The sequence below is a fragment of the Paenirhodobacter huangdaonensis genome (genome assembly GCF_004022465.1).
Classification (GTDB): Bacteria; Pseudomonadota; Alphaproteobacteria; order Rhodobacterales; family Rhodobacteraceae; genus Rhodobacter; species Rhodobacter huangdaonensis.
Window position 1 is genome coordinate 302,337 of record NZ_SAVA01000001.1, and the last position, 14,590, is coordinate 316,926.

Genomic DNA, 14,590 nt, shown 5'->3' on the forward strand with positions numbered 1-14,590 from the left:
TGGCGGCGCAGGCTGAGGCTTCAACTTCGCAAGGGAGGCGAAGATGCATCTGACATCCCCTGCCGACGAGCTGGTCGCCATCCGGGCCGAGATTGCCCGGCTGCGACGACGCGAAGCGGAACTGCGCGCGGTCTTCCTGACCCGGCCAGAAGTGCCGAAGATCGGCCGCTGGCACAAGATCGAGGTGGTGACACAGCGCCACCGCGTGTTCGACCCGCGGCTTCTGCCCGATGAGATCCGCCTCGATCCGGGCTATACCCGCGAGAAGATCGCGCGCGTGCTGCGGGCCTCGCGCCGCGCGGCCGAGGAACGCCCGCCGCTGCTCGACCTGCCGGACCTGGCCGGCGCCCTGCGCACGCTGCCGCGCGCAAGGCTGTTCGCCGGACTTGGTCTGGGCTGAGCGCTCAATAGAGGAAGTAGCGCTGCGCAAGCGGCAGGCTTTCCGCCGGCTCGCAGACAAGCAGCTCGCCATCGGCGCGCACCTCGTAGGTTTCCGGGTTCACCTCGATCATCGGTGTCGCGGTGTTCAGCTTCATGTCCGCCTTGCCGATGCTGCGCGTGCCCTTGACCGCGATCACCTCTTTCTCGAGGCCAAGCCGGCCGCTCACCCCCTCGGCCACCGCGGCCTCGGAGACGAAGGTGGCGCAGCTTGCCGAAAGCGCCTTGCCGAAGGCGCCGAACATCGGCCGGGTGTAGAAGGGCTGCGCCGGGATCGAACCGTTCGGGTCGCCCATCTGCGCCGCGATGATCATGCCGCCCATCAGCACCATCTCGGGCTTGGCGCCGAAGAAGGCCGGGTCCCACAGCACGAGGTCCGCACGCTTGCCGACCTCGACCGAACCGATATGGGCGGCGATGCCATGGGTGATCGCCGGGTTGATCGTGTATTTCGCGATATAACGGCGGACGCGGAAGTTGTCGTTGGCGCCGGCTTCCTCGGCCAGCCGCCCGCGCTGCTTCTTCATCTTGTCGGCGGTCTGCCAGCAGCGGATGATGACCTCGCCCACCCGGCCCATCGCCTGGCTGTCCGAGCTGATGATCGACATCGCGCCGATGTCGTGCAGGATATCCTCCGCGGCGATCGTCTCCTTGCGGATCCGGCTTTCGGCGAAGGCCACATCCTCGGGCACCTTGTTGTCGAGGTGGTGGCACACCATCAGCATGTCGAGGTGTTCCTCGATCGTGTTCTTGGTGTAGGGCCGCGTCGGGTTGGTCGAGGACGGGATCACATTCGGCGCCGAGACCACGCGCAGGATGTCGGGGGCATGACCGCCGCCCGCGCCCTCGGTGTGGAAGGCGTGGATGGTGCGGCCCTTGAAGGCGGCCAGCGTGTTCTCGACAAAGCCGCTTTCATTCAGCGTGTCGGTGTGGATCATCACCTGCACGTCCATCGCGTCCGCCACCGACAGGCAGCAGTCGATCGCCGCGGGCGTGGTGCCCCAGTCCTCGTGCAGCTTGAGCGAGCTTGCCCCCGCCTTCACCATCTCCTCGAGCGCCTCGGGCAGCGAGGCGTTGCCCTTGCCGGCCAGCGCCAGGTTCATCGGGAAGGCCTCGAAGCTTTGCAGCATCCGGCCGATGTGCCACGGCCCCGGGGTGCAGGTGGTGGCGAGCGTGCCATGCGCGGGGCCGGTGCCACCGCCGAGCATCGTGGTCACGCCCGAGGCCAGCGCATCCTCGATCTGCTGCGGGCAGATGAAATGGATATGCGCATCCATGCCGCCCGCGGTCAGGATCTTGCCCTCGCCCGCGATGATCTCGGTGCCCGGGCCGATGATCAGCGTCACGCCGGGCTGGGTGTCGGGGTTGCCGGCCTTGCCGATACCGGCAATGCGGCCCGAGCGCAGTCCGACGTCGGCCTTGTAGATGCCGGTGTAATCGACGATCAGCGCATTGGTGATGACGGTGTCCATCGCGCCCGCGGCGCGGCTGACCTGGCTTTGCCCCATGCCGTCGCGGATCACCTTGCCGCCGCCGAATTTCACCTCCTCGCCATAGGTGGTGAGATCCTTCTCGACCTCGATGATCAGGTCGGTATCGGCCAGACGCAGCCGGTCGCCGGTGGTGGGGCCGAACATGTCGGCATAGGTGGCGCGGGAAATCGTTGCGGGCATCAGAGGTCCCCCATCACGGTCTGGTTGAAGCCGAACACCTTGCGCGCGCCGCGATAGGGCACAAGCCGCACCTCGCGGGTCTGGCCCGGCTCGAAGCGCACCGCGGTGCCCGCGGCGATGTCCAGCCGATAGCCGCGCGCGGCGGCGCGGTCGAAGCTGAGGCCCGGGTTGGTTTCGGCGAAATGGTAATGCGAGCCCACCTGCACCGGCCGGTCGCCGGTGTTCGCGACGGTGAGGGTGATCGCCTCGAGCCCCTCGTTCAGGGTGATAACGCCGTCGGCGGGGAAGATTTCTCCGGGGATCATCGCGGCACCTCAGCGGATCGGATGGTGAACGGTGACGAGCTTGGTGCCGTCGGGGAAGGTCGCCTCGACCTGGATCGAGTGGATCATCTCGGGGATGCCCTCCATGCACTGCTCACGGCTCAGCACCTGGGCGCCGGTCTCCATCAGCTCGGCGACCGAGATCCCGGCACGGGCGCCCTCGACGACGAAATCCGAGATGATCGCGATCGCCTCGGGATGGTTGAGCTTCACGCCGCGCTCGAGCCGGTTGCGCGCCACGATGGCGGCAAGGCTGATCAGCAGCTTGTCCTTTTCGCGGGGGGTCAGGTTCATCGTTCCCTCTTACAATTGCCAGACGCGCGGCGGGGCAGCACCCCGGCGCAGCGCATCCATCAGCTTCAGGATCTGTCGGCGCAGCGGCCAGCCGTCACCGGCCAGCAGCCGCACCACGCATTTGCCGTCAAAGCCCGAGGCGGCGCCTTCAACCCCGGCCTCGGTCAGCGCCGCACGAGCGGCGGCAACCGCATCCTCGGCGCCCGGGGCGCAGAGCACCAGCGTCGCGAAGGCACGCGCGGGGCCCAGGATCGCGGCACGCGGCCCACGGGCCAGAATGTTCGAATTCAGCGCGAAAGGCTCGAAAAACACCGGCCTTCCGGCCCGCAGGATGGTGCGATGGTCGGAAAACTGCAAGGTCTCCACCGTCTCGCCCATCGCTGCACGGCCCAGAACCACCGCCTCGAGCAGCAGGCAGGCGGCATCGGGGGCGAGCTCGATCACCGTTTCGCGAGCGAGGTTCGCCGCCTCGAACAGGATCGTCTCCTGTGGCAGCCAGTCGAGCGACCCGCCCGGACCGACCTTGTGGCGCACGGTGACACGGGCAGGGCCGGCATTCGCGCGATAGGCGCGCTCGGCCGCCTGGGTGGTGGTCACGGCCCGCGCACCGCCCTCGAGTGTCACGGAATAGGAGAGCGTATCACCCGAGGTCAACCCGCCCGAGGTGTTGAGAAACACCACCTCCGGCACGCCACGCACCCGCGGCAGCAGCGCCTTGCCCGAGCCCTTCTGCCGCAACCCGGTCAGGCGCGTGCCATCAAAGGCCACGGCGGCCTCGCCATGGCTGCGCTGCATGCGGGACTGGCCGGCTGTGTCGAACATCATTTCCTCTCGCCCCGATCCAATCCCCGGCGCGCGGGAAGGTCCATCCCGCGCCCTGCGCCCTGCCCCGCTCCGGTCGCGCAACACGGCGTGAATGCCCGCAGGAATGGCGTATCGCCCATAAAATGAGCGATCATAAAATCAGCCAAGCGGCCCCGGCAGCCGCTCTTCCGACAGCAGCACATTCGCCTCGACCTGACCGAGGCCGGGCAAGGTCATGATCCGCCGCCGCAGCACGCGCTCGAAATCGGCGATGTCGCGGGCGCGCACCTTGATGCGATAGTCGAAAAGGCCCAGCACATGCTGCACCACCTGCACCTCGGGAATGGCGGTCACCGCGCGCTCGAAATCCTCAAGGCTGACGCGGCCCTTGGTGGCAAGCTTCACCCCGAGGAACACCGTCACCCCGAAGCCGAGCGCGGCATGGTCGAGCACCAGCCGCCGCCCGGCGATCACCCCGGCCTCTTCCAGCCGCCGGATCCGGCGCCAGCAGGCAGGCTGCGACAGGCCGAGCCGGCGACCAAGCGCCCCCGCGCTCAGCGTCGCATCGGCTTCGAGCGCGCGCAGGATCGCCCGGTCGGTATCGTCGAGCGCGATCACAGCGGCAGCTCCGCACTGTCCTTGATCGTCGAGATCAGCATCAGCGCCTCGGTGTCCTGGATATGCGGCAGGGTCAGGATGCGGGTGCGGTAGATCTCCTGCCAATGCGCCATGTCGCGGGCGATCACGTTCAGCCGCACGTCGGTCTGACCGAGGAAGGTCTGGATCTCCAGCACCTCGGGCACCTCGCGCGCAGCGGCGAGAAACTCGTCGAAGGCGCGCGGATGGGTCTTGTCGAGGGTGAAGCGCAGGCTGACCTCGACCTCCCAGCCAAGCGCGCGCCAGTCGATCACCGCCTGCGCGCCGCGGATCACGCCGCCCTCGCGCAGCCGTTCGAGCCGGCGCCAGCAGGTCGCGGTGGTCACCCCCGCGCGCTCGGCCAGATCCGCCGTCGCCATCGCCGGTTCCGCCAGCAGCTGGCGCAGGATCCTGCGGTCGGTGTCGTCGATGAGCATGAATATTCCGTCAATGTCGATTTTCAGGAATGACTTTTAACGTATTGCGCGAAAATCTTCAAACAATGAACCGACAATCTTTGCAATGCGCCTATCCTGTGCGCATCAATCAATGGAGGACCGCCATGCGCGTCTATTATGATCGCGATTGCGATGTGAACCTGATCAAGGACAAGAAGGTCGCCATCCTGGGCTATGGCTCGCAGGGCCACGCCCACGCGCTGAACCTGCGCGACTCGGGCGCGAAGAACGTCGTCGTCGCGCTGCGCGAAGGCTCGGCCTCGGCGAAGAAGGCCGAAGCCGAAGGCCTGACCGTCATGGGCATCGCCGAAGCCGCCGCCTGGTGCGACCTGATCATGTTCACCATGCCCGACGAGCTGCAGGCCGCGACCTACAAGAAATACGTGCATGACAACCTGAAGGAAGGCGCCGCCATCGCCTTCGCTCACGGCCTGAACATCCACTTCGGCCTGATCGAGCCGAAGGCCGGCGTCGACGTCATCATGATGGCGCCGAAGGGCCCGGGCCACACCGTGCGCGGCGAATACGTCAAGGGCGGCGGCGTGCCCTGCCTCGCGGCCGTGGCGCAGGATGCCACCGGCAAGGCGATGGACATCGCGCTGAGCTACGTCTCGGCGATCGGCGGCGGCCGCTCGGGCATCATCGAAACCACCTTCCGTCAGGAATGCGAGACCGACCTGTTCGGCGAGCAGGCCGTGCTGTGCGGCGGCGTGGTCGAGCTGATGCGCATGGGCTTCGAGACCCTGGTCGAGGCGGGCTATGCCCCCGAGATGGCCTATTTCGAATGCGTGCACGAGATGAAGCTGATCGTCGACCTGATCTATGAAGGCGGCATCGCGAACATGAACTACTCGATCTCGAACACCGCCGAATACGGCGAATACGTCTCGGGCCCGCGCGTTCTGCCCTATGACGAGACCAAGAAGAACATGAAGGCCGTGCTGACCGACATCCAGAATGGCAAGTTCGTGCGCGACTTCATGCAGGAAAACGCCGTCGGCCAGCCCTTCTTCAAGGCGACCCGCCGGATCAACGACGAGCACCTGGTCGAAGAGACCGGCGCCAAGCTGCGCGCGATGATGCCCTGGATCACCGCCGGCAAGCTGGTGGACCGTTCGCGCAACTGATCGCCGCGACATCGCAACACGGACGGGGCGCCTTGCGGGGCGCCCCTTTTGTTTCTACGCTGCACGCGCAGAAGGAGAGCAGCGATGACCGAACTGACGGAACGAGAGATCGAGAAGATCGAGGCGGAACGCGCGAAGATCTTCACCGCACCGTGGTTTCGCGACCTCGTCGCCGGCCGGCTGGGCCTGGGCGACACCTTCTGGATCGGCAATTACGGCGTGCTGCTGGGCGTGGTGCCGCTGGTGGTGCTGATTTCGGGCCTGCTCTATGCGCAGCTGCCCGACCTGCTCACCCCCTTCCTGCGGCTGTTCGCGGCGGCGCTTGGCCTGTGGCGCCTCGTCACCCTGCGCGCGCTGGCGCGGGCGCGCACGCGCCTTGCCGCCCGCGGCGCCTGGCCCATCGCCGGGCTGATCTGGACGCTGGGCGAGGCGATCACCGCCGTCGTCTATGCCGCCACGCTCTGATCCGGGGGCGCCGATGGACGGGACGCCCGACGCGCGCCGCCTGCCGAAGCTCCTCGTCGTCGGCTTCCCGAAATCGGGCACCAGCACGATCCAGCGCGCGCTCGAGGAAAGCGGCCTCGTCAGCGCGCACTGGATGTGGCGCAACCGCCCGGTCGGCCGGCTGATCTATGACGGCTGGTTCTCGCGCGGCGATCCGCTGGCGCTGCTCGAGGGCGTCGATGCGGTGACGCAGATGGATTTCTGCATGCCGTCGCAGGGGGTGAACCTCTGGCCGAACCTCGACATCGCGCTGCTGCTGACGATCCGCCGGCTGTATCCCGACTGCCGCTTCATCCTGAACTATCGCCCGCCGCAGGCGACCGAGAGCAGCTTTGGCCGCTGGAACACATTGGTCGAGCGGATCACCGAAAGCGACATCCCCGGTCTGCCGCGTGGCCGCGGCGGCCGCCCGGGCGAGATCGCGCGCTGGATCGAGACGCATCTCGATGCGATGCGGCAGATCTTCGCGGGCGACCCGAACTTCCTGGAACTCGACATCACCGCGGCCGATGCGGCCGAGAGGCTCGGCACCTTTCTCGGCCACGAGATCCACTGGTGGGGCGTCGCGAACGCGAACCCGGACGGCAAGCGCTGAGTTACGCCGCCGCCTCGACCGCGGCGACGATGCCGTCGACGGTTTCCGACAGCAGCGCCGCGTCCTCGCATTCCGCCATCACCCGGATCAGCGGCTCGGTGCCCGACTTGCGGATCAGCAACCGGCCCTGACCGGCCAGACGCACCTCCGCCTCGGCGATCACTTTTCGAACATTCTCCGTCGAAAGCGGCTCTTGCCCGGCGGCATAGCGCACATTCTTCAACAATTGCGGCACAGTCTCGAATTGCTGCGTCAGCTCCGAGGCAGGCTTGCCGCTTTCCGCCATCGCGGCGAGGAACTGCAGCCCCGCCATCAGACCGTCGCCGGTGGTGGCATAGTCGGTCATCACGATATGGCCCGACTGCTCGCCGCCCAGATTGAAGCCGCCCTCGCGCATCCGCTCGACCACATAGCGGTCGCCGACCTTGGTGCGTTCAAGCCGCAGCCCGTGGCCGGCGAGGAACCGCTCGAGCCCGAGGTTCGACATCACCGTGGCCACCAGCGCGCCGCCGCGCAGCTTGCCCTCCTCCGCCCAGCGGCGGGCGAACAGCGCCATGATCTGGTCGCCATCGGCCACCTGCCCGCGCTCGTCGAGGATCATCACCCGGTCGGCATCGCCATCGAGCGAGATGCCGAGATCGGCGCCATGGCGCAGCACCGCCTCGGAGGCCGCCTCGGGATGGGTCGAGCCGCAGCGGTCGTTGATGTTGTGCCCGTTCGGGCTGATCCCCACCGGGATCACCTCGCAGCCAAGCTCCCACAGCACCTCGGGCGCCGCCTTGTAGGCCGCCCCGTTCGCGCAATCGACCACCACCTTCAGCCCGCTCAGCCGGTCGCGCGCCGGGAAGGTGGTCTTGGCATATTCGACATAGCGCCCGACGCCGTCGTCGATGCGCTTCGCCCGGCCGATGTTGTGCGGCTGCGCCGGGCGGATCTCGCCGGCGACGATCGCCTCGATCTCGGCCTCGGCCTCGTCCGAGAGCTTGAACCCGTCCGGGCCGAAGAACTTGATGCCATTGTCCTTGGCCGGGTTGTGGCTGGCCGAGATCATGATCCCGAGGTCGGCCCGCATCGAGCGGGTCAGATAGCCCACGGCGGGCGTCGGCACCGGGCCGAGCAGCAGCACGTTCATCCCGGTCGAGGTCAGCCCGGCGGTCAGCGCGTTTTCGAGCATGTAGCCCGACAGCCGCGTGTCCTTGCCGATCACCACGCGGTGGCCGTTGCCGGCGTCACGGCGGAAATAGCGCCCCGCCGCGGCCCCGAGCTTCAGCGCCATCTCGGCGGTCATCGGCCAGCTGTTGGCCTCGCCCCGCACCCCGTCGGTGCCGAAAAGCCTGCGCGTCATTGCTCGTACCCTTTCGTGATCGCGGCCCACAGCCGGACGCCCTGGGCGATCTCGGCGACATCGTGCACGCGGTGGATCTGTGCCCCCTGCGCGATCCCCGCAAGCGTCACGGCGAGCGTGCCGGGCATCCGCGCCTCGGCGGTCTCGACGCCTCCGACGGTGCCGATGAAACGCTTGCGCGACACGCCCAGAAGGATCGGGCAGCCGAGCCCGTGAAACAGGCCAAGACCGCGAATGAGCGCCAGATTATGCGCCACGGTCTTGCCAAAGCCGATGCCCGGGTCGACGACGATCTGCTCGCGCGCGATGCCCTGCGCCTCGGCGAGCGCAATGCGCTCCTCGAGATAGTCGTAGACGTCAAGCAGCACGTCGCCATACTCGGGGTCGTCCTGCATCGTCTCGGGCAGGCCCTGCGCGTGCATCAGGCAGATCGGCAGGCCGGTGATCGCGGCAAGCTCTGCCATCGCCGGGTCGAACTCCATCGCCGAGACGTCGTTGAGCATCTCGGCCCCGGCCTCGACCGCGGCATCGGCGACCAGCGCCTTGCGGGTGTCGATCGAGATCGGCAGCGGGAAATCCTCGTCGCGCAGCGCGGCAATCACCGGGGCGGTGCGGTCGATCTCCTCGTCCTCGGGCACTTCCTCCGCGCCCGGCCGGGTGGATTCGCCTCCGATGTCGAGGATGTCGGCGCCGGCCTCGGCCAGCGCGCGGGCATGCTCGAGCGCGACCTCCTCGTCGTCGTAGCGGCCGCCGTCCGAGAAACTGTCGGGGGTGACGTTCAGGATCCCCATGATCCGCGGCACGTCCATGCTCAGCCCGGCGACGGGCCGGCGCGGGGCGCACAGCCGTTCGGCCACCTCGGGCGGCAGATGGGTGGCGGGTAGGATCTCGCTTTCGCCGCCGCGACCGAGGACCTCGACCTCGGTGAACCAGCACCAGCCACCGGCAAGCGGCAGGGCGCCTTCGGGGCGGACGGCATCGGTCTGGACGAGCGGGCGATAGTAAGGTCGGGTCATGCCGTTCCTATCGCCCGCGCGCGCCGGCTTGGCAAGCGTCAGACCGGCACCCGGACGACCGGCACGCGGCTTCCTGCCGGGGCTGAAACATCCCCGTGAAGTTCAAGCCGCAGCGCCGCACTCTGCTCGGCCAGCCACAGCGCCAGCGCCACCGCATCGCGCGCGGGCCCCTTCGGGCCGTCGACCGCGTCGAGCACGATCTTCGAGGGCGCCCAGACCACCATCTCGCCGTTGCGCATCGCCCAGTCGATCTCGGTGCGGGTGGCGACGACCATGCAGCGCCGGTCGCGCGCGGCAAGCCTCCAGGCGTTCTGCTCGATCGCCAGAAGGTCGATGCGGCGCTGCGTCGGGCGCTGCCCGGTCTCGGGCACCGGGGTATCGGGCAGACCGACGGTCAGGATCACCGGCGCGCCCGAGGCCGCCAGCCGGTCGAGCCGCGCGCCAAGGTCGGGCGCCGCGATCGCGGCATTCGTCAGATAGGCCACCACCGGGTGCAGCGCCTCGGCCCCCTGCCCCTCATGCGCGGCAACCGGCGCCGCCGCGCGCGAGCGCACGATCTCGACGCCAAGCGCACCGGGGCCGCGGTCGAGCTTTTCGATCCGGACGAAGACGCGCATCGCCTGCGGTTCGGCAAGGATGCGCTCGGCCACCCGCTCGGCCAGCGTCTCGAGCAGGTTCAGCCGCTCGGCCGCGAGCTCGGCCGCGATCGCCTCGGTGATCCGGTCATAGCTGAGAATGCGGTCGACGTCGTCATCGAGCGGCGCGGGCGCCGGACGGACCTCGACCACCACGTTGAAGCGCAGCCGCTGGCCGTGGCCGCGTTCCTGCTGGAAGGCGCCGATATCGGCGGTGACCACATGGTCGCGCAACGAGATCCGGTCGCGCGGATCGGCCGAGGCGGAGGCGATCGCCCGCTCTTCGGGATGGGCGAAGGCCAGCGAGGTGTCGGAAGTGGGATCGGGTGTCATCGGCGTCCTGTGCAGTCACGCCCCGCCGTTATAGAAACGGGGCAGGCAAAGGCCCACCCCGAAACGTCCTGTTCCGGCCGCGAAACGACCCCGCCTCAGTTCGAGGCGGTCTGGATCGGCCGGCGGTAGAACAGATGCGCACCGATCTCGGCGGTGTTGACGAAGCGGTTCGACCAGCTCGGCCGGACGCTGCGGGCGTGGAAGAAGGTTGCGCCGTCGGTCAGGCTGCGCGGCATCCCGTCCAGCATCGCCCGGGCGACCTTGGCGACCCGCTCGTAGGTTGCGTCGCGGCGCACGGCGTCGGATCGGCCGTCACAGGCCCAGCTGAACTGGCAGCTGCCGCCGCTGCGCTGATGCACGACACCGCAGATGGTCTGGGGAAACCGGCCGTCGTCGACACGGTTGAGGATCACCTCGGCCACCGCCTGCTGGCCCTCGACGCTTTCGCCGCGGGCCTCGTGATAGAGGGCGCTGGTGAGGCACTGGAACTGCTGGTCACCGCCGGCAGGCACCGGCTGGGCAGCGATCCAGTCCTCGGTGAGAACCCCGGGGGCTTCCCCGGCCTTCGGCCGCGGCGCGGTGGTGATTGCCGTGATCCGGCTCGCTGGAACCGAATCGAACCCGCTGCGTTCCTGAGACAGAAGCGCGACAAGGCTCGACGGAGCGAAGTCGGGCTGCGCAGTCCCGATGGGGTCATTTGACTGGCTTACCGTAACTTCGGCACGCAAGCCTCCGGCGAGGGCAAGGAGGAGCAGGGCTCCACCCGTCCAGCTTTTCAGCACTGACATGTGTATCTTCCGATAAGGACGTCGCCCCGACAAACGTCAGGACCCGGCGCTCATAGCCCACAAGGGCGCACCGCGTCTACCTACCGATTTGAAAACAAGCACTTCCTTCCGCCTTCACGGCGGAATTCCGCTGATTTGCGACCCGAATCACCCCCGAGCCACTTTTCTGTGAGTAGTCCCGCGCCAGATGAAACGCCAGTGAAATCAGCGCCAAAACGCAAGATCAGGGACCCGCGCGATGCTTCGGCGCAAGAAGGGCGAAATGTGCGGCAGCAAGGCGCGCGACCGGCACCCGGAAGGGTGAACAGGAGACATAATCGAAGCCCGCAGCACGGCAGAAGGCGATCGATTCGGGGTTGCCGCCATGCTCGCCGCAGACCGAAATCGTCACATCGGGGCGCGCGCTCTTGCCCCGCGCGGCACCGATCAGCAGCAGCTCCCCCACCCCCTCGACGTCGAGGATGTGGAACGGGTCCTCGGCAAAGACCCCCTGATTGACATAGGTCGACATGAAGCGCCCGGCGTCGTCGCGCGACAGGCCATAGGTCATCTGCGTCAGGTCGTTGGTGCCGAAGGACAGGAAATGCGCATGCTCGGCGATCTCGCCCGCCCGCAGCGCGGCCCGCGGCGTCTCCACCATCACGCCGAGGCGATAGGTGAACTCGGCCTTCATCTCGGTGCGCACGGCGGCCGCCACCGCATCGATCCGAGTCTTGACGATCTCGACCTCGCGCGCCGCGGAGACGAGCGGGATCATCACCTCGGGCACCACCTTGGCGCCGCGCCGGCTGGCCTCGACCGCCGCCTCGAAGATCGCGCGGGCCTGCATGTCGTAGATCTCGGGCACGGTCACGCCAAGGCGCACACCGCGCATGCCGAGCATCGGGTTGAATTCCGAAAGCGCCTCGCAGCGCCGCGTGACCTCGCTCAGCGGCCGGTCGAGCGCCTCGGCCAGCTCGCGCATCCCCTCGCGGTCATGCGGCAGGAACTCGTGCAGCGGCGGGTCGAAGAGCCGGATACAGACCGGCTGGCCCGCCATGATGTCAAAGAGCGTGATGAAGTCGGCGCGCTGCATCGGCAGCAGACGCTCGAGCGCGATGCGCCGGTCGTTCGGCGTGTCGGCAAAGATCATCTCGCGCATCAGCGTCAGGCGATCCTCGTCGAAGAACATGTGCTCGGTGCGGGCAAGGCCGATGCCCTCGGCCTCGAACATGCGCGCGGTGCGGGCATCCTCGGGGGTGTCGGCATTCGCCCGCACGCCGATGTCGCGCACGTTGTCGGCCCAGTGCAGCAGCGTGCGGAAACCGTCGTCGAGCGCCGGCTCCAGCATCTCGGCGACGCCCGCCAGAACCTCGCCATTGGTGCCGTCAACGGTAATCACGTCGCCTTCGCGGAAGATCCGGCCGCCGGGCGCGCGCATCACCCTTTCGCGGGTGTCGATCGAGATGTCGGCGCAGCCCGCGATGCAGGGCAGCCCGAGACCGCGCGCGATCACCGCGGCATGGCTGGTCATGCCGCCACGCTCGGTCAGCACGGCGACGGCAGCGTGCATGCCACGGATGTCCTCGGGCGCGGTCTCGCGGCGCACCAGGATGCAGGGCTCGTCGCGCGCGGCCGAGGCCTGGGCGGCGGCGGCGGTGAAGACGATGCGGCCGGTGGCGGCGCCGGGGCTTGCCGCGATGCCGCGGGCAAAGCGGTCGCGCGCGCCGCGCGGGTCGACCTGATAGTGCAGAAGCTCCGACAGCGCCCGCGGCTCGACCCGCAAGAGCGCCTCCTCGCGACTGATGATGCCGTCCTGGGAGAGCGCCACGGCGATCTTCACCGCCGCCCGCGCCGAGCGCACCACCCGCACCGCGTCGATCACCGAGACCCGCCCGCCCTCGATCGCGAATTCGATCTGCATCTCCTCGCGCAGTTTCGCCCGGCAGGCGAGGCCATAGCCCTGCAGCTCGGCGAAGACCTCGGGCGAGGCCTCCTCGAGCGAGGCACCGCGCGGATCGCGGGTGAGGTAAAGCGTCTCGACCGAGGCCTTGCGGCCCTGGCTCTGGCCGCGGAAGCGGCCGGTGATGCGGCGCGCGCCGGTGACGCCATCGGCAAATTGCATCGTGCCCGAGCCCGACAGCCCCGGCCCGATGCCAAGCGCCATGCGCTGCACCAGAAGGCCAAGCACCGCCTCGAGCGGGGCGCCCTTCGCCTGACGCAGAAGCCGCGCCGTGGTCCCCTCCCAGGCCCGCGCCATCGAGCGCAGCACCTCGCCCAGCTGGCGGGCGGGCGATTGCGGGAACTCCTCGTCGGTCTCGGCGCGATAGGTGGCCAGCGCCGAGGCCAGCGCTCCGGGGCCCGGCTCGTCATGGAACATGTCGGGATCGAGCCGGGCAACATGGGTCGCGTAATTCTGCACGAAGCGCAGATAGAGCGCATCGGCCGCCTCATGCCCGTGGCTGTCGGTCAGCCGCGCGTGCATGGCATCGTTCATGCCGACATTCAGCACCGTCCCCGGCCCGCCCCACTCGGGGTTTTCCGGACTCGAGCGCACCGAAACAAGGAAATCCGGCCCGAACACCGCAGCCAGCCGCTCGGTGTCGGGCAATTGCCCGGCGACGATCGCGCGCACCGTCTCGCTGGGCAGCGCCACGGTCTGCGGCACCGGCAGATCAAGCCGGATCAGCCGTTGCAGGCACTTCGCCCGCCAGCCATGGCGCGCGACACTGACCTGCGCCGAGGGCGTCAGTTCGACAAATTCAGCGAAATTCGCATGTTTCTGCATTGCAGCAATCCCCCGGTCCCCCGCAGGATATGCGGAAACGCGCCCCGTGCAAGTGCGACGATCAGGTGACGGACGCAACGTCGGTGCCGCCGCGTCAGCCAGAGCATGGAAAAGCCCGTCCGGTCCCCCGGACGGGCGCGGGCTCAGATCAGCCCCTCGGCGCGCAGCGCCGCCTGTGCGGCCGGCCGCGCCATCACCCGCGCGCGCAGCGCAAGCGCCTTCGGGCAGGCCGACATGTCGAGGTTCAGCGCCAGCCCCCAGCCGAGGATGGTGGCGACATAGGCATCGGCCTGAGTGAAATCGGGGCCGAGCCAATAGCCCTCGCCCGCCGGCATCATCGCCTCGAGCTCGCCCAGACGCCGCTTCACCCGCGCCATCACCATCGCCCGCGTCTCCTCGGACATGTTCGGGGCGAACAGCCCGCCCACAGCCGCGTGCAGGTCCGAGCAGAAGCCGAGCGCCTCGTGCAGCCGCGCCCGCGCGATCGTGCCGCAGGCGGGCTTCAGCGCCGCGATCTGCGACAGATCGCCAAGATAGGGCAGGATCGCCGCGTTCTGGGTCAGCACCGTGCCGTCATCAAGCTCGAGCGCCGGCACCGCACCGCGCGGGTTGATCTCGAAATAGTTGCGCCCGCCGGCAGTCACCTTGCCCTGCAGATCGACCGCCTCGGTCTCGAAGGGCACGCCCATCTCGCACAGCACGATATGGGAGGCGAGCGAACAGGCGCCGGGCTTGTAGTAGAGTTTCATCATCCATCCTCGGAAAACAGATCCTGCGCCCGATGTAGCAGGCTCGCGCGGCGCGGCAACGGCAACCGCCCCCGGATCGCTCCGGAGGCGGCAACTGCCCTTGCG

Annotated in this window: 16 protein-coding genes; 4 read left to right on the forward strand and 12 right to left on the reverse strand. The window is 68.4% G+C overall.

Features of this window, described 5'->3' with window-relative positions; translation table 11 throughout:
- The first annotated feature begins 43 nt into the window (after window positions 1-43).
- A complete protein-coding gene (locus tag EOW66_RS01405) occupies window positions 44-400 on the forward strand; it encodes a hypothetical protein (protein WP_128154252.1) in 357 nt (118 codons plus the stop codon).
- A gap of 4 nt (window positions 401-404) precedes the next feature.
- On the opposite strand, the gene ureC is transcribed toward EOW66_RS01405, so the two are convergent.
- The 6 genes from ureC to EOW66_RS01435 form a co-directional block, all read right to left on the reverse strand.
- Entirely contained in the window at window positions 405-2,111 is a 1,707-nt protein-coding gene (ureC, locus tag EOW66_RS01410) for an urease subunit alpha (RefSeq protein WP_128154254.1), read from the reverse strand.
- Window positions 2,111-2,416 (reverse strand): urease subunit beta, encoded by a 306-nt coding sequence (locus tag EOW66_RS01415; RefSeq protein ID WP_128154256.1) that lies wholly within the window; start codon window positions 2,414-2,416, stop codon window positions 2,111-2,113. Before EOW66_RS01415 ends, ureC begins: the two co-directional genes overlap by 1 nt.
- A 9-nt stretch (window positions 2,417-2,425) precedes the next feature.
- Window positions 2,426-2,728, reverse strand: coding sequence for an urease subunit gamma (locus tag EOW66_RS01420; RefSeq protein WP_128154258.1), 303 nt, complete (start codon window positions 2,726-2,728; stop codon window positions 2,426-2,428).
- A 9-nt stretch (window positions 2,729-2,737) separates the two neighbouring features.
- On the reverse strand, window positions 2,738-3,550 hold the full coding sequence (locus EOW66_RS01425; RefSeq protein ID WP_128154260.1) for an urease accessory protein UreD: 813 nt from the start codon (window positions 3,548-3,550) through the stop codon (window positions 2,738-2,740).
- Window positions 3,551-3,691: 141 nt separating this feature from the next.
- Window positions 3,692-4,150 carry an Lrp/AsnC family transcriptional regulator gene (locus EOW66_RS01430; protein WP_121530366.1) on the reverse strand — a complete coding sequence of 153 codons (459 nt, stop codon included), beginning with the start codon at window positions 4,148-4,150 and terminating at the stop codon, window positions 3,692-3,694.
- Window positions 4,147-4,605, reverse strand: coding sequence for an Lrp/AsnC family transcriptional regulator (locus EOW66_RS01435; RefSeq protein WP_128154262.1), 459 nt, complete (start codon window positions 4,603-4,605; stop codon window positions 4,147-4,149). Before EOW66_RS01435 ends, EOW66_RS01430 begins: the two co-directional genes overlap by 4 nt.
- Window positions 4,606-4,670: 65 nt before the next feature.
- Between EOW66_RS01435 and ilvC the strand changes: the two genes are divergently transcribed.
- From ilvC to EOW66_RS01450, 3 genes are all read left to right on the forward strand, one after another.
- On the forward strand, window positions 4,671-5,753 hold the full coding sequence (gene ilvC, locus EOW66_RS01440; protein WP_128154264.1) for a ketol-acid reductoisomerase: 1,083 nt from the start codon (window positions 4,671-4,673) through the stop codon (window positions 5,751-5,753).
- An 84-nt stretch (window positions 5,754-5,837) separates the two neighbouring features.
- Window positions 5,838-6,218, forward strand: coding sequence for a hypothetical protein (locus EOW66_RS01445; RefSeq protein ID WP_128154265.1), 381 nt, complete (start codon window positions 5,838-5,840; stop codon window positions 6,216-6,218).
- A gap of 13 nt (window positions 6,219-6,231) precedes the next feature.
- Entirely contained in the window at window positions 6,232-6,852 is a 621-nt protein-coding gene (locus tag EOW66_RS01450; RefSeq protein WP_128154267.1) for a sulfotransferase, read from the forward strand.
- Window position 6,853: 1 nt separating this feature from the next.
- On the opposite strand, the gene glmM is transcribed toward EOW66_RS01450, so the two are convergent.
- The 6 genes from glmM to EOW66_RS01480 form a co-directional block, all read right to left on the reverse strand.
- Window positions 6,854-8,197: a phosphoglucosamine mutase gene (gene glmM, locus EOW66_RS01455; protein ID WP_128154269.1), complete on the reverse strand. Its 1,344-nt coding sequence runs from the start codon at window positions 8,195-8,197 to the stop codon at window positions 6,854-6,856.
- Window positions 8,194-9,213, reverse strand: coding sequence for a dihydropteroate synthase (gene folP / locus EOW66_RS01460; protein ID WP_128154271.1), 1,020 nt, complete (start codon window positions 9,211-9,213; stop codon window positions 8,194-8,196). Before folP ends, glmM begins: the two co-directional genes overlap by 4 nt.
- Before the next feature lie 38 nt (window positions 9,214-9,251).
- On the reverse strand, window positions 9,252-10,181 hold the full coding sequence (locus EOW66_RS01465) for a dihydroneopterin aldolase (protein ID WP_128154273.1): 930 nt from the start codon (window positions 10,179-10,181) through the stop codon (window positions 9,252-9,254).
- A gap of 95 nt (window positions 10,182-10,276) precedes the next feature.
- Entirely contained in the window at window positions 10,277-10,969 is a 693-nt protein-coding gene (locus EOW66_RS01470; protein ID WP_113900924.1) for a cell wall hydrolase, read from the reverse strand.
- A 223-nt stretch (window positions 10,970-11,192) separates the two neighbouring features.
- Window positions 11,193-13,736: a putative PEP-binding protein gene (locus EOW66_RS01475; protein ID WP_128154274.1), complete on the reverse strand. Its 2,544-nt coding sequence runs from the start codon at window positions 13,734-13,736 to the stop codon at window positions 11,193-11,195.
- A 143-nt stretch (window positions 13,737-13,879) separates the two neighbouring features.
- Entirely contained in the window at window positions 13,880-14,485 is a 606-nt protein-coding gene (locus EOW66_RS01480; protein ID WP_128154276.1) for a glutathione binding-like protein, read from the reverse strand.
- Between the last annotated feature and the right edge of the window lie 105 nt (window positions 14,486-14,590).